The organism is Pseudonocardia sp. DR1-2, from assembly GCF_023717215.1.
GTDB classification, from domain to species: domain Bacteria; phylum Actinomycetota; class Actinomycetes; order Mycobacteriales; family Pseudonocardiaceae; genus Pseudonocardia; species Pseudonocardia alni.
On sequence record NZ_JAMQOF010000011.1, the window covers coordinates 164,669 to 179,143 of the forward strand.

The following is a 14,475-nucleotide window of genomic DNA, read 5'->3' on the forward strand; positions in this document are numbered from 1 at the left end:
TACGGCCGGTCGTCGATCGTGCCGCCCCGCACGGGCGGTTCGTCGCTACATTCGGGCCCATGTCCCGATTCCTGGCGACGTTGCTGGAGTCCGCGACCGTTCCCGGCGGGCTCGCCCGTGGGATGACGACGGGGGAGCCGCACGATCCCGTGCGGCGTTCCTGGGCGGAGGTGCACGAGACGGCCCGCGGGATCGCGGACGCCCTGCGACGCCCCGGCGAGGACGGCGGCCCGGCCCTGCCCTTCGGCGGCGCCGTCGGGGTGCTGGCCGGCGAGCCCGCGGCGATCGCCCCCGCCGCGCAGGCGGTGTGGCTGTGCGGCGGCAGCGTGACGATGCTGCACCAGCCGACCCCGCGCACCGACCTCGCCGAGTGGGCCGCCGACACCGTGACCACCCTGGGCATGGTCGACGCCGCGATGGTGCTGCTCGGCCCGCCCTTCGACGCGCTCGCGCCGGTGCTGACCGAGCGGGGCGTCCCGTTCCGGATGCTCGACTCGCTGACCGGCGACCCCGCCGCGTTCGTCGCGGACGCCGCCGTCGCCGACGAGGGCGACACCGCGCTGCTGCAGCTCACGAGCGGTTCGACCGCCGCCCCGAAGGCGGTGCGGATCACCCACGCGAACCTGCACGCCAACATCGGGGCGATGGTGACCGCGTCCGCTCTGGACGTCGCGACCGACCGGATGGTGTCGTGGCTGCCGCTGTTCCACGACATGGGGATGGTCGGATTCCTGACCGTCCCGATGACGGTCGGGCTGGACCTGGTCACCGTCACCCCCGCGGACTTCCTGGGCCGCCCGCGGCTGTGGGCCGAGCTGATCTCGTCCTACGGCGGCACCGTCACCGCGGCCCCGAACTTCGCCTACGCCGTGCTGGCCCGCCAGCTCGCCCGGGTCGACGACGGCGCGCTCGACCTCTCCTCGCTGCGGCTGGCGCTCAACGGCGCCGAGCCGGTGGACCCGGCGGCCGTCGCGGCGTTCACCGAGGCCGGTGCCCGCTTCGGGCTCCGACCGGAGTCGGTCCTGTGTGCCTACGGGATGGCGGAGACCGCGCTCGGGGTGTCCTTCGCGCCCGTCCACACCGGGCTGACGGTGGACCGGGTCGACGCCGAGTCCCTGGAGACGCACCGGCGCGCCGAGCCCGCGGGCACCGGTCCGGTGCGGGAGTTCCCCGAGCTCGGACCGCCGCTGCCCGGGATCGAGGTGAAGGTCGTCGGCAGCGGCGGTCGCGTACTGGGCCCCCGGGAGGTCGGGGTGCTGCACCTGCGCGGCGACGCCGTGACGCCCGGCTACCTCACCGTCGACGGCCCGGTGTCCACCCAGGACCGCGACGGCTGGTTCGACACCGGTGACGAGGGCTACCTGACTCCCGACGGCGCCGTCGTGGTGTGCGGCCGCACCAAGGACGTCATCATCATGGGTGGGCGCAACATCTACCCGACCGACATCGAGCGGGCCGCCGGTGCGGTCGAGGGCGTGCGCGCGGGCAACGTCGTCGCGGTCCGGATCCCGGCAGGTGACGGGCGGCACCGGGAGTCGTTCGCCGTCGCCGTCGAGGCGAAGGGGGCCGACGGCCCCGAGGCGGTGCGTGCCATCCGCGACGACGTGATCCGCCGCGTCGTCTCCGCGGTGGGGGTGCGGCCGGCCGAGGTCGCGGTGCTGGCCCCGGGGAGCCTGCCGAAGACGCCATCGGGGAAGCTGCGCCGCGCCGCGACGGCGGACCTGCTCACCGCCCGCCGCTGACCCGGACGCACGGGAGCCCCGGTCCCTGCGGAGGGACCGGGGCTCCCGTGGAGGACGGGGCTCAGCCCGACAGCGGGTGGAACCGGTTCTGCGCCGGCTCCAGGCCCTCGGACAACAGGGCCTCGGCGGCGTCCGCGGCGAGGTCCAGACCGAGGTCCAGCTCCTTGTTCTCCACGCCGGAGAACCGCTTGAGCACGTAGTCCGCCGGATCCTGACGACCCGGCGGGCGGCCGATGCCGAACCGCACGCGCAGGTAGTCCTTCGTCCCGAGCGCCTTGCTGATCGAGCGCAGGCCGTTGTGCCCGCCCTCGCCACCACCGCGCTTGAGACGGATCACGCCGAAGTCGAGGTCCAGCTCGTCGTGGACGACGATCACCTCGGTCGGCGGGATCGAGAAGTACTGCACCAGCCCGGCGACCGGGCCGCCCGAGAGGTTCATGTACGTCCGGGGGACGGCCACGGTCACCGGGCGACCGGCGAGCCGGCCCTGCGCGATGTCGGAGTTCGACCGCTTGTGCGCGGAGAACCGGCCGGCGCCGGCCCGCGTCGCCAGCAGTGCGGCGACGCGGGTACCGACGTTGTGCCGGGTGCCCTCGTAGTCCGGCCCCGGGTTCCCGAGTCCGACGACGAGGGCCGGCCCCGGCACGGGGCTCACTTGTCGGAGGACTCGGAGTCGCCCTCGGAGTCCGCGGAACCCTCGGCGGAGTCGCCCTCGGCCTCGGCGTCGGCGGCCTGCTCCTCGTCGGACGGCTCCTCGACCACACCGGCGCCCTCGGTGTCGATCTCGGCCTCGAGGTCCTCCTCGGTCGGGGCCGGGACGACCTGCACGACGAGGTACTCCTCGTCGGTGCGCAGCTCGACGCCACCGGGGAGCTTCAGGTCCTTGGCGAAGTACTGGGTGCCGATCTCGGCGTCCTCCACGGAGATCTCGATGTTCTCCGGGATGTTCAGCACGTCGGCCTCGACCAGGACGGTGTTGAGGTCCTGGGTGATCAGCGAGCCGGGGACGGCCTCGCCGGTGACGACGACGTCGAGCTCGACCTCGACCTTCTCGCCACGCTTGATGACGAGCAGGTCGACGTGCTCGATGTAGGGGCGCAGCGGGTGCACGACCACGGTCTTGGTCAGCGCGAGCTGCGGGCTGCTGCCGTCGACGTCGAGCTCCAGCACGGCGTTGCGGCCCTGCTCGCGGACGACCGCGGCGAACTGCAGCGACGGCAGCGACAGGTGGACGGGGTCGGTCCCGTGGCCGTAGAGGACGGCGGGGATCTTGCCGGCGCGACGGGTGCGGCGGGCGGCGCCCTTGCCGAACTCGGTCCGGGTCTCGGCGGGAATGCGGGTCTGGGCCACGGGAACTGCTCCTCGAACTGTCTGCGGTGGAAGGCGCGCGCGGCGAGGAGCCGACCGGGATCGGCCCACGTCGATCACGGCGGGTCAAGAGTGCACCCGCCCTCGCCGCGGAGATGCCGAGAAGAGTACGCCAGGCCCGTGGCCGTGCCGGGGCCAGCCCCCCGGGACGGCCACGGACCCCGCTGGTCAGGCCGCCGAGTGCGGGACGCCCTGGCCCGGGTCGATGCGGTGCGGGCCGTTCTTGCCCGGCTTGACGTCGAAGTCGAAGATCCCGGTCGGCAGGTAGACCGTCGAGCACGAGTTCGGGATGTCGACCACACCGGACAGCCTGCCCTCGATCGGCGCCGCCCCGAGGATCATGTAGGCCTGGATCGGGGAGTAGCCGAAGTTCGTCAGGTAGTCGATCGCGTGCAGGCAGGCCCGCTGGTACGACAGGTGCGAGTCGAGGTAGCGCTGCTCGCCGTCGAGGGTGACCGAGGTGCCGGAGAACGCGATCCACTCGCTGTACTGCGGGTCGGTGTTGCCCGGTACGAAGATCGCGTTCTCGGAGACGCCGTAGGTCGCCATGCCGCCCTTGATGACGTCGACGTGCAGGTCGATGAAGCCGCCCATCTCGATCGCGCCGCAGAAGGTGATCTCGCCGTCGCCCTGGGAGAAGTGCAGGTCGCCCATCGACAGGTTCGCGCCGTCGACGAACACCGGGTAGAAGACCCGGCTGCCCTTGGTGAGGTTCTTGATGTCCTGGTTGCCCCCGTTCTCCCGGGGCGGTGCGGTGCGCGCGGCCTCCGCGGCGGCCCGGTCGAAGTCGGCGCCGGTCAGCGAGCCGAGGATCGCCGAGTCCGGGTTCGGCGGCAGGGCCAGCGGCGGCACCCGCTCCGGGTCGGTGTCGATCAGCGCCTGCTCGCGGGCGTTCCAGCGGCCGAGCAGCTCGGGCGATGGCGCCGTCCCCATCAGCCCGGGGTGGACGATCCCGGTGAACGACACCCCCGGGACGTGCCGGGAGGTGGCCGTCCCGCCCTGGAAGTCCCAGATGACCTTGTAGGCGTCGGGGAACTGCTCGGTGAGGAAGCCGCCGCCGTTGCGGGTGGCGAACACCCCGGTGTAGCCCCAGCCCTGGCCTGCCAGCGGCCCGGAGTCCTCCTGCGGGATCGGGCCGACGTCGAGGATGTCGACGATCAGCAGGTCACCCGGCTGCGCCCCTTCGACGGCGATCGGCCCGGACAGCACGTGCACCCCGGCGAGCGGTGCGTTCAGGATGTCGTCGGCGGAGTCGTCGTTGTGGATGGCGCCGTCGAACCACTCGCGGCAGTCGACCCGGAACGTGTCCCCGGGCTTGACGTGCACCTGCGCCGGGATGTCGGGGTGCCACCGGTTGTGGCCGGTCAGCTGCTGGTCGGTGAAGGTCTTGGTGCTGTCGAGGGGGAAGACGTTCCTGGGCATCGGACACTCCCGGGGTCGGTGCGGACGCGGGCGGGGCGGACGGGGTGCAGCGGTCGGGGCGGGGCGGTGCGACGCGGTCAGGGCCGCGGCAGACCGCGGGTGGCGGGGTGCAGCGGCGGCCCGCCGGGGCGCAGCGGGCGCGGCGGTGGGGCGGAGACGACCTGCGGTTCGTGGGCGGTGGCCGTGGTGCGGTCGATCAGGGCCATCCGGCCGCGGTCGGCGAGGCCGAGCATCGGTGCGGTGATGACGCGCGGGGACTGCTCCCCGCAGGTGGGGCAGCGCGCCGTCGCGGGGGCGCTGCCGATCGGGTGCCGTTCCTCGACGGGGCCGTCGGCCCCGCACCGGTAGACGTAGAGCGCCACGGTCGTACCTCCCGGCACGCCGGGCGACCCGACATGCATCCGAGGAAATATTTTCCTGGGAAAGTACGACCGACGGGCCGGGGTGTCAACGCACCCGTCAGAGTTGCTGGACGACGTCCCAGGCCACCCCGTCGGCGACGGCGAGGAACACCTGCTGGCGCAGGTGCCGCCCGTGCACCTCGACGGTCCCGCGCGGGCTCTCGTAGGCCAGCCCCTCGGCCACCGCGGTCATCGCCGGGACCTCCGGCGACCCGGCCCGGCGCATGAGCTCGGTCAGCAGCCGGACGCCCTCGTAGCAGGACTCGCCGAGGCTGTTGAGCACCGGCGCGTCCGGGCCGAAGCGGTGGGCGTGCGCGGCCGCGAAGTCCAGCCCCGACGCGGTCGCCAGGTCCTCGAAGTAGCCGGCCGAGGTGAGCAGGCCGCGGGTGTTCTCCGGCCCCGAGGCGAGCAGCACGTTCTCCTCGATCAGCGAGCTGAACCGCAGGATCTCCCGGTCCAGCCCGAGGGCGCAGAACGCCCGGTTGAACTCGACGGCGTCGTTGCCGATCAGCAGCATCAGGACGGCGTCGCAGCCGCTCGCCTCGACCCGGCGCAGCACGCGCGAGAAGTCCTCGGTGCCCAGCGGGACGTACATCTCGTCGCAGACCGTCCCGCCGATCCGGCGCAGGTGCTCGGCCGCGACCTGCGCGGACCGGCGCGGCCACACGTAGTCGTCGCCGACGATCGTCCAGCGGCGCACCCCGGCGGCCTCGGCGAACCAGCTCAGCGACGGGCCCAGCTGCAGGTCCGGGGTCTCCCCGGTCAGGAACAGCCCCGGTCGCTGCTCGCCGCCCTCGTACAGGGCGGTGTAGGCGTAGGGCACCCGCCCGCGGATCCGGGGCGCGACGGCCTCGCGGACCGCCGAGATGTGCCAGCCGGTGACCGCGTCCACGGCGCCGGCACTGACCAGCGCGTCGAGCTCCGCGGCGACGACGGCGGGTGGCGCGCCGCCGTCGACCGGCACCAGGTTCAGCTCCCGGCCGAGCACCCCGCCCGCGGCGTTGACCTCCTCGGCGGCCAGCGTCGCGCAGGTCTCGCAGGACGGGCCGAAGATGCCCGCCGGACCCTGCAGCGGGACGACCAGCGCCACGTTCAGCACCTCGCTCCCGCGCGCCGGCACCGCCGTCGCGCGCCCGGGGTCCGGGAACGGAGTCATGCAGGTGACGCTATCCATCGTGGCGTCGCCCACCTAGCGCCTCGTCGGAAAACGTCCGGTTACGATGCGCTCATGTCGGAGCCCGCGGAGCACGTGCGGCCGTCCGGGGACGAGTCGCTGCGCCTGCTCTGCGCGGTGGGCCGGACGCTGGACCAGGAGCTCGACGACGCCCTGCGCGGCTGCGGGTCCGACGTCGACCAGTGGCGGGTGCTCGGCCTGCTCGCCTCGCGCGGCGGCTGCACGATGAGCGTGGTCGCCGAGCACGCGCTGCTGCTGGCGCCGCGGGCGACCAAGCTCGTGGACCGGATGACCGCGGCGAACCTCGTGCACCGCAGGCCCGACGTCGTCGACCGGCGCCGGGTGCTCGTCGTCGCCACCGGGCGGGGCCGCGCGGCACTCGCGGACTGGGACGCCGCGGCGGCCGGGGTGCTGGACCGCTACCGGGACCTGCTGGGTTCCGACGCCGCCCTGTTCGACGACGTGCTGCGGCGACTGCAGGACGCCACCGGGCGGGCCGGGGCGCCGGGCCTGGCGCGGCTCGCCACGACCGAGGGCTGAGGCGGAACGACCGACGGCGCCCCACCCGCGGGTGGGACGCCGTCGGCGGACGTGCGGAGTGCTCAGGCGTTGCCGTCGAACAGGCTCGTGACCGAGCCGTCCTCGAACACCTGGTGGATCGCCTCGGCCAGCAGCGGGGCGATCGGCAGCACGGTCATGCTGTCGAACCGCTTCTCGGCCGGGATCGGCAGCGAGTCGGTGAAGATGACCTCCGACGCGCCGCAGTTCGCGAGGCGCTCGGTGGCCGGGCCGGACAGCACGCCGTGGGTGGCGGCCACGATCACGTCCGAGGCGCCCTCCTTGAGGAGCACCTCGACCGCCTTCGCGACGGTGCCACCGGTGTCGATCATGTCGTCGATGACGACGCAGCAGCGGCCCTCGATCTCACCGACGACCCGGTTCGCGACGGCCTCGTTCGGCTTGCGCGGGTCGCGGGTCTTGTGGATGAACGCCAGCGGGGTCCCGCCGAGGGTCTCGGCCCAGCGCTCGGCCAGGCGCACCCGGCCGGAGTCGGGGGAGACGACCGCGAAGTTGTCGGTCGGCCGGGTGCTCTTGATGTGCTGGGCGAGCACCGGCAGCGCGAACAGGTGGTCGACGGGGCCGTCGAAGAAGCCCTGGATCTGCGACGTGTGCAGGTCCACGGTCAGGATCCGGTCGGCACCGGCGGTCTTGAACATGTCCGCGACGAGGCGGGCCGAGATGGGCTCGCGGCCGCGGTGCTTCTTGTCCTGACGGGCGTAGCCCCAGAACGGCATGACCGCGGTGATCCGCTTGGCCGACCCGCGCTTGAGCGCGTCGACCATGATCAGCTGCTCCATGATCGCGTCGTTGATCGGGGCGGAGTGCGCCTGGATCACGAACGCGTCGCTCCCGCGGACCGACTCCTCGAAGCGGCAGAAGATCTCACCGTTCGCGAAGGAGTAGGCGGACTGCGGGGTGACCGTGACGTCGAGCTCCTTCGCCACGTGCTCGGCGAGCTCCGGGTGCGCCCTCCCCGAGAACAGCATCATGTTCTTCTTGGGAGTGCCTGCGATCGCGCTCACCGTGCGGTGCCTCCTCGGCTGAGGTCTCTCGGGTCCGTCGTACCGGCGGAGGTGGTGTGACCTGCGCCGTCGTTGCTGGTCGTGCCGTTCGTGGACGGGTCGCTGCCCGCCCGCTGTGCCGCCTCGGCGGCCGGGGTGCCGGGCCGCTTGCGCGGCACCCACCCCTCGATGGTGCGCTGTGCTCCACCCGACACCGCGAGCGCCCCCGGCGGGACGTCGTCGCGGAGCACGGTTCCGGCGCCGGTGTAGGCGCCGTCCCCGACCGTGACCGGGGCGATGAACATGGTGTCCGACCCGGTCCTCACGTGGGATCCGACGACGGTCCGCTGCTTGCGGACGCCGTCGTAGTTGACGAACACCGACGAGGCGCCGATGTTGCTCATCTCGCCGATCGTCGCGTCCCCGACGTAGGTCAGGTGCGGGACCTTGGTGCCCGCGCCGATGTCGGAGTTCTTGACCTCGACGAACGTGCCGATCTTGCCGCGCTCGCCGAGGACGGCGCCCGGGCGCAGGTAGGCGAACGGCCCGACCGAGGCGCCGGGCCCGATCCGGGACTCCGACCCGTGGGTGCGGACGACGCTCGCGCCGGCCCCGACGACGGTGTCGGTCAGCGTGGTGTCGGGCCCGATCACCGCGGCCTCGTCGACCTCGCACGCGCCGTGCAGCTGGGTGCCCGGGTGCAGGACGACGTCGCGCGCGAGCCGCACGCCGACGTCGACCCGGGTGGTGGCGGGGTCGACCACGGTGACCCCGGCCAGCATCCACTCCCGCAGCACGCGGCGGTTCAGCTCCGCGCCGAGCTCGGCGAGCTGGACGCGGTCGTTCACGCCGCGCACGCGCCACTCGTCGTCGCAGCGGACGGCGTGCACCGTGCGGTCCGCGGCGACGGCGGCGGCGACCAGGTCGGTGAGGTAGAGCTCCTGCTGGGCGTTGTGCGCGGCCAGGCCCGCGATGCCCGCGCGCAGGAACGCGGCGTCGAAGGCGTAGACGCCGGAGTTGACCTCGGCGATGGCACGCTGCTCCGGTGTCGCGTCGGTCTGCTCGACGATCCCGGTGACGGCTCCGTCGGCGGTGCGCACGATCCGGCCGTAGCCGGTGGGGTCGGCGACCTCGCAGGTCAGCAGGGTGACCGCGGCGCCGTGGTCGGCGTGCTCGGTGACCAGCGCGGACAGGGTCGCGGTGTCGAGCAGCGGGACGTCGCCGTAGGTGACCAGGACGGTGCCGGTCAGGTCCGCGGGGAGCGGGGTGAGGCCGCTGCGGACCGCGTCGCCGGTGCCGAGGCGCTGCTCCTGGACGGCGGTGGTGACGGTGCGCCCGAGGGCGGCGGAGATGCCGTCGACGGCCTGCTCCACCCGCTCGCGCTCGTGTCCGACGACGACCACGAGGTGCTCGGGGGCGGTACCGGCCAGTGCGTGCACCGCGTGGCCGAGCATGCTGCGCCCGCCCAGCTCGTGGAGCACCTTCGGCGTCGACGACCGCATCCGCGAACCCGCGCCCGCCGCGAGGACGATGCCGGCTGCGACCGTCGCGGATCCGGGTGCCGGTCGGTCACCGGTGCCGGCCCGGTCGGGTTCGGGCATGTTCGGTTCCTCCTGCCGGACTCGCCGCCCGTGCCGGGCGGAGGACGCGGGGCGCGCCGTGCCGGTACGGCATCGTACGGGGACGGCCCCGGGTGACCCGGCGGGCCCGTCGCGCCCGCGGTGACGCCGCCGTAAACCCAAGATCAACCCTTCGGGTGGTAACCGGTCGGGTGCCGGTCTCGTTCCACCGTTCAGACGACGGTGACCGGCCGGTCACCGTCCGCGATGATGAGCGGAGTGCGATGACGCGCGAGGTCGAGGGACGCCGTCGGCGGCCCCGGGTGATGACGGTCCTGGCCACGGTGGTGGCCCTGGTGCTGGCCGGGCTGACCGCCGGGATGATCGGGACCGCGTCCGCGGCGCCGACGGAGTCCGACCGGGGCGGCCCGGGTCGCGCCGAGGGGACGCCCTGCTCGGCGGCCGCGCGCGCCTGCGTGGACCTCGCGAACAGCACGGCGTGGCTGATCCGCGACGGGAGGATCGAGGCCGGGCCGGTCCCGGCGTCGTTCGGGAAGAAGGGCCAGCGCACCCCGGCCGGCGTCTTCCAGGTCCAGTGGAAGAACAAGGACCACCGCAGCGCGGAGTTCAACAACGCACCGATGCCGTTCGCGGTCTTCTTCGCCCCCGGCGGCATCGCCTTCCACGAGGGCAACACCGAGACCGAGTCCGCGGGCTGCGTCCGGCTGTCCCGCGCGAACGCCGAGCGCTGGTTCAACTCGCTGCAGGTCGGCGACCGGGTCGAGGTCACCAACATCCCGCAGTGACCGGAGGCGTTTCGCGGTCCGGGGTGGCGGGAACGGCTGGGGCGGAGAAGACTGCCGAGTGATCGGTTGTGCAAAATCGGTCCCCACGACACGGAGGTAACGATGCCCACGCGCAGCGCCCGCACCGCATGGAACGGCTCTCTGGAGCAGGGATCCGGCCAGGTCGAGCTGTCCAGCTCCAAGGTCGGTACCTACGAGGTCAGCTTCCCCAAGCGCGCCGCGGACGACGCCGGTGGCACCACCAGCCCGGAGGAGCTCATCGCCGCGGCGCACTCCGCCTGCTACGCGATGCAGCTCTCGGCGAACATCGCCGAGGCGGGTGGGACCCCCGAGTCCCTCGATGTCTCGGCCGACGTCTCCCTCGGCCCGGACAAGGACAACGGCGGCTTCAAGCTGACCGGCATCACGCTGACGGTGCGCGGTGAGGTCACCGGACTCGACGCCGACGGCTTCGCCAAGGCCGCGGAGGCCGCCAAGGCCGGCTGCCCCGTGTCGAAGGCGCTGACCGGCGTCGAGATCACGCTGGACGCCGCGCTGGAGAGCTGATACCCGGCACGTCGCGACGCCCTCGACCGGATCCCGGTCGGGGGCGTCGTCGTGTCCCGGGGTCAGCCGTCGAGCCCGTCCAGCACCGTCCGCGACGGCACGAAGAACGTGCAGCCCGTCGTCGGGGTCGAGTAGTCGAGGATGCGGTCGTGCAACGGCGGCGGGTCGCCGACGAACATCCGCCGCAGCATCGTCTCGACCACCCACAGGTGCCGGCTGTAGCCGATGAAGTAGGTGCCGTACTCGCCCCGTCCCGGCGCGGCGAACGGCATGTTGTCCCGCAGGATGTCGTGCTCGACGCCGTCGTCGTCGGTGATCGTGCACAGCGTCTTGTGCGACTTCTGGCCCTCCTCGGCGTCCGGCAGCTCCACCCCGTCGAACTTGGTCCGCCCGACGATCTCCTCCTGGGTGGCCACGCTCCGCCCGCGCCAGGCGGCCATGTCGTGCAGGTACCTCTGCACGACGACGTAGCTGCCGCCGGCGTGTGCCGGGTCCTCCTCGCCGACCAGGGTCGCGGCCGGGAGGCCCGCCCCGTCCGGGTTGGCCGTCCCGTCGGCGAAGTCGAGCAGGTCCCGGCCGTGCCGGTAGCGGAAGCCGGCGGTCTCGTCGACGGTGGTGACGGTGTCGCCGAAGGCGTCCAGCAGCATCATCTCGAACCGCACGATCAGGTCCGTGGTGTCCGCCCGCAGGTGGTAGAGCAGGTCCCCCTCGGTGGCGACGGCGGTGTGGCTCGCGCCGGTGATCTCGCGGAACGGTGAGAGCTCGCGCGGCGGCGGCCCGCCGACGGCCCGTTCCCACACCCGGTGCCCGATCCCGACGGTGCAGTGGAACGCCGCCCCGTCGGCGCCGATGCGGACGTTCCTGACGAGGTCGGAGGTCGCGGCGAGCGTCGACCGGACCCCGGCGTCGGAGTCCGGCCCGTCGCCCACCCGCAGGACGAGGAAGGCAGCCGCGGCGGTGAGCGGGGCGGTGACGTCCTGGGGCTCCGGTGGTGGGACTGCGCGTTCGGTCGCCTGGGTCACACCGCCGGAGCGTAGCGACCCCGTGGCTACGGTGGGGCCGTGACGACCCCGCCCTCCCGGCACCGCGGCATCGTCCTGTTCGGCCCCGGGGCGGGCGGCGACCCCGGCCGCTACACCACGCTGACCGGTGCGCTGCGCGACGCCGGCTGGGACGTCCTCGCCCCGCCCGCGGAACGGTTCACGCCGGGGACCGTGACGCCCGGGCAGCTGCGGACGCGGGTCGGTCTGCTGCACGACGCGCTCGCGGCACACCCCGACCGCGACACACTGCCCGTCGTCGCGGTGGGGCACTCGATCGGTGGGTGGGCGGCGCTCTGCCTCGCCGGTGCCCGCCCGTGCACCCGCGACGGCGCGGAGCTCGCGGTGCCCGCCGAGCCCCGGGTGTCCCGGCTCGTCGCGATCGCGCCGCCGGTGGGCTGGTTCGCCGCGCCCGGCGCGCTCGCGGCCGTGACGGTGCCGGTCGCGGTGCACGTCGGGGCGTCGGACACGGTGACGCCGCCGTCGTCGACGGAGCTGCTGCGCGCCGCGCCCGGGCCGGTGACGGTCACCGTGCACGAGGGCGTCGGGCACTTCGACGTCGCCATGACCGAGCTGCCGCCGGGGGAGCGCCCGGCGGCCGGGCTCCACCACCGGGCTTTCCTGGACGGGCTGGCCGCCGCCGTCGCCGGGTTCCTCGCCACTCCGTGACCCGGGCCGGGCCCCGGTCCGCCGGTCGCGAGGGTGATGCGGATGCCGGTGACCTCTCCACCGGCGCTGTCGGTGCTGCTCCGGCCTCCGGTCTCCTGCCTGCTGCCCGTGGGGTCCGAGGTCGGCTGCTCCCGTGACGACGACGACCCGGGGAGCGAGGGCGGACGCGAATACGGGTAGCTGAACTATCCGTATCGCTGTTACGGTGAGTTCGACTATCCACTCGGGGTGCATGGGGGCGAAGCTCGATGAACAGGGATCACGCGGTCGTGGCCGGGGCCGGTGTGGGTGGTCTGCTGATCGCTCACGTGCTGGCCGACACCTTCAGGCGAGTCACGGTCGTGGAGCCGGACGTGCTCGACGGCAGGAGCGGGCATCGCCGAGGAGTGCCGCAGTCGGAGCACGCACACGTGCTGCTCACCCGAGGCGCCGACGCTCTCGAGGACCTGCTCCCCGGACTGCGGTCGGAGCTGGTCGCGGCGGGAGCGGCCGTCGCGCCGGCCCGCATGGGGCCCGGTCGGGGGACGCGCGTGGTCGGTCCGGCCGGACCCTTCACCGATGTCGAGGCGGAAGGGGAGACGTTCCTCGGCGTCAGTCGGCTGCTGCTGGAGGGGCACATCCGGTCACGCGTTCGGAGCCGTCCCACCGTGGACTTCCTCGACGGGCACCGGGTGACGGGGCTGCTCGTCGCGCAGGCCGTCTCCCGTGTGACCGGAGTGTCGGTGCGCGCCGGCGAGGCCGACGGCGGCGCGGCCCGGTCTCTGTATGCCGATCTGGTCGTGGACGCGACCGGACGGCGATCCTCGATGCCCAGATGGCTCACCGAGGCCGGGTTCCCGAGCGCGCCGGAGACGACGATCGAGACCGGGATCGGCTACGCGAGTCGCTGGTATCGACGCCCCGCCTCGCCCACCGCGTCGTGGGACGCCATGATCATCAATCTCCGGCCCGGGGTCAACAACAGGTTCGGGGTCCTCCTTCCCGTCGAGAACGGGGAGTGCGCCGTCAGCATCGGTGGCGGCGCCGGTGCGTACCCTCCGTCGGACGAGGAGGGCTTTCTCCGGTGGGCGCGCGATCTGCCGGACCGTCAGCTCCATGACGCGATCGTCGAATCCGAGCCACTGTCGGACATCAGTGCCTATCGCACGCCGACGAGCCGCCGTCGCCACTACGAGAAGCTCCGCGCGTGGCCACAGGGCCTCCTGGTCGCCGGGGACGCGGTGTGCGCCTTCAATCCGATCTACGGCCAAGGAATGTCGGTCAGTGCGCTGGAAGCGCTCGCTCTGCGTGACTGCCTCCGGCGTGGTCCCGAGAACCTGGAACGGGATTTCCGCGACCTGGTGGCGGACATCGTCGCGGGTCCGTGGAGCCTCGCCACGGCGGAGGACATGAAGTTGGCGTCGGTGGGTTCGAGGAAGCGGCGGTCGCTGCCGGCCCGCCTCCGGGACCGCTTCATCTACGCGGGCCACGATGCCGCGACGTCGGATCCGGTCGTGGCCAGGACGTTCGGGGACATCATGATGATGCGTGCCGAGCCGACGGCGCTGCTGCGTCCGCACACCCTGGCCCGCATTCTCCGCCACCGGCTCCGCTCCACGCGCGGCCCACGCAACCGGACTGCGGAGCCGTCGCCGTGACCGGCGTCGCGATGGACACCTGCGCGCAGCACGTCCCCGACGAGGCGGGGCGCCGGCCGGTCGCGCACACGACGGCCTGCTCGGCGAGGGCGGTCGATGTCGGAGCCGGATGCCGGGAGCGGTGTGCGGCCCGGACGGGGGAGACCCTGCCGGGCCGTTCCCATGTCAGCAGCCTGCTCCGCCGCCAGGATTCGAACCTGGACCATCGGAACCAAAATCCTGGCCGCGGTCGGAGTCGACACATGTCTCGGCAGGTCACCGCGCGGGGTTCGTCCAGGGCAGTCCGCGGTGGACCGGCTCAGGGCTCGCTGACTGATGTCGGTTGGTGATGTCAGGCTGTGCCTGCCCGCTTGCCAGTGCCATCCCGTCGACCTGCTGCAAGCCGACCGCGCGGGCGGCCGTGGGCGGTCCTCGATGCAACCGCCGGCCGACGTCGTCAAGCCCCGCCCACGGTTGTCCGTGTGGTAGCCCGGAGGGAGGTCGGCGGGATGGCACGCCCACCATCCCGGAGATCTGCCCGCCCGGCGAGGGCATGTCAGTGATGGGGCC

General features: G+C 73.3%; 14 protein-coding genes. 6 read left to right on the plus strand and 8 right to left on the minus strand.

Annotated features, from left to right (window positions below; all coding sequences use genetic code 11):
• Nucleotides 1-59 precede the first annotated feature (59 nt).
• Nucleotides 60-1,742, plus strand: a complete 1,683-nt coding sequence (locus ND486_RS26490; protein WP_251787071.1) for a fatty acyl-AMP ligase — start codon at nucleotides 60-62, stop codon at nucleotides 1,740-1,742.
• A 61-nt stretch (nucleotides 1,743-1,803) separates the two neighbouring features.
• Here ND486_RS26490 and pth read toward each other — a convergent pair whose 3' ends face one another.
• The 5 genes from pth to ND486_RS26515 all read right to left on the minus strand — a co-directional run bounded on the left by pth (nucleotide 1,804) and on the right by ND486_RS26515 (nucleotide 6,089).
• Entirely contained in the window at nucleotides 1,804-2,397 is a 594-nt protein-coding gene (gene pth, locus ND486_RS26495) for an aminoacyl-tRNA hydrolase (RefSeq protein WP_062400221.1), read from the minus strand.
• The gene (locus ND486_RS26500; RefSeq protein ID WP_251787072.1) at nucleotides 2,394-3,092 is read right to left on the minus strand and encodes a 50S ribosomal protein L25/general stress protein Ctc; all 699 of its coding nucleotides are present in this window, start codon (nucleotides 3,090-3,092) and stop codon (nucleotides 2,394-2,396) included. The genes pth and ND486_RS26500 overlap by 4 nt, the downstream gene beginning before the upstream one ends.
• A gap of 186 nt (nucleotides 3,093-3,278) precedes the next feature.
• Nucleotides 3,279-4,532 (minus strand): formamidase, encoded by a 1,254-nt coding sequence (gene fmdA, locus ND486_RS26505; protein WP_178374498.1) that lies wholly within the window; start codon nucleotides 4,530-4,532, stop codon nucleotides 3,279-3,281.
• Between the two features lie 77 nt (nucleotides 4,533-4,609).
• Nucleotides 4,610-4,894 (minus strand): zinc ribbon domain-containing protein, encoded by a 285-nt coding sequence (locus tag ND486_RS26510; protein ID WP_062400225.1) that lies wholly within the window; start codon nucleotides 4,892-4,894, stop codon nucleotides 4,610-4,612.
• A 97-nt stretch (nucleotides 4,895-4,991) separates the two neighbouring features.
• Complete coding sequence (locus ND486_RS26515) at nucleotides 4,992-6,089, minus strand: substrate-binding domain-containing protein (RefSeq protein WP_251787073.1); 1,098 nt, start codon at nucleotides 6,087-6,089, stop codon at nucleotides 4,992-4,994.
• Nucleotides 6,090-6,161: 72 nt separating this feature from the next.
• On the opposite strand from ND486_RS26515, the gene ND486_RS26520 reads away from it, so the two are divergent.
• Complete coding sequence (locus ND486_RS26520; RefSeq protein ID WP_251787074.1) at nucleotides 6,162-6,647, plus strand: MarR family transcriptional regulator; 486 nt, start codon at nucleotides 6,162-6,164, stop codon at nucleotides 6,645-6,647.
• Nucleotides 6,648-6,709: 62 nt separating this feature from the next.
• Here ND486_RS26520 and ND486_RS26525 read toward each other — a convergent pair whose 3' ends face one another.
• Together ND486_RS26525 and glmU are read right to left on the minus strand one after the other, a co-directional pair.
• Nucleotides 6,710-7,690, minus strand: a complete 981-nt coding sequence (locus ND486_RS26525) for a ribose-phosphate diphosphokinase (protein WP_062400231.1) — start codon at nucleotides 7,688-7,690, stop codon at nucleotides 6,710-6,712.
• Complete coding sequence (gene glmU / locus ND486_RS26530) at nucleotides 7,687-9,171, minus strand: bifunctional UDP-N-acetylglucosamine diphosphorylase/glucosamine-1-phosphate N-acetyltransferase GlmU (RefSeq protein ID WP_251787082.1); 1,485 nt, start codon at nucleotides 9,169-9,171, stop codon at nucleotides 7,687-7,689. Before glmU ends, ND486_RS26525 begins: the two co-directional genes overlap by 4 nt.
• A 341-nt stretch (nucleotides 9,172-9,512) precedes the next feature.
• Here glmU and ND486_RS26535 point away from each other — a divergent pair, with 341 nt between their 5' ends.
• Nucleotides 9,513-10,034 (plus strand): L,D-transpeptidase, encoded by a 522-nt coding sequence (locus ND486_RS26535; protein ID WP_168172174.1) that lies wholly within the window; start codon nucleotides 9,513-9,515, stop codon nucleotides 10,032-10,034.
• 102 nt (nucleotides 10,035-10,136) lie between these two features.
• Entirely contained in the window at nucleotides 10,137-10,580 is a 444-nt protein-coding gene (locus ND486_RS26540) for an OsmC family peroxiredoxin (RefSeq protein WP_251787075.1), read from the plus strand.
• Between the two features lie 62 nt (nucleotides 10,581-10,642).
• Here ND486_RS26540 and ND486_RS29965 read toward each other — a convergent pair whose 3' ends face one another.
• Nucleotides 10,643-11,602, minus strand: coding sequence for a Dyp-type peroxidase (locus tag ND486_RS29965; RefSeq protein WP_251787076.1), 960 nt, complete (start codon nucleotides 11,600-11,602; stop codon nucleotides 10,643-10,645).
• A gap of 39 nt (nucleotides 11,603-11,641) precedes the next feature.
• Here ND486_RS29965 and ND486_RS29970 point away from each other — a divergent pair, with 39 nt between their 5' ends.
• Nucleotides 11,642-12,289 (plus strand): hypothetical protein, encoded by a 648-nt coding sequence (locus ND486_RS29970; protein ID WP_251787077.1) that lies wholly within the window; start codon nucleotides 11,642-11,644, stop codon nucleotides 12,287-12,289.
• 269 nt (nucleotides 12,290-12,558) lie between these two features.
• Complete coding sequence (locus ND486_RS26555) at nucleotides 12,559-13,926, plus strand: FAD-dependent monooxygenase (protein WP_251787078.1); 1,368 nt, start codon at nucleotides 12,559-12,561, stop codon at nucleotides 13,924-13,926.
• Nucleotides 13,927-14,475: the final 549 nt, after the last annotated feature.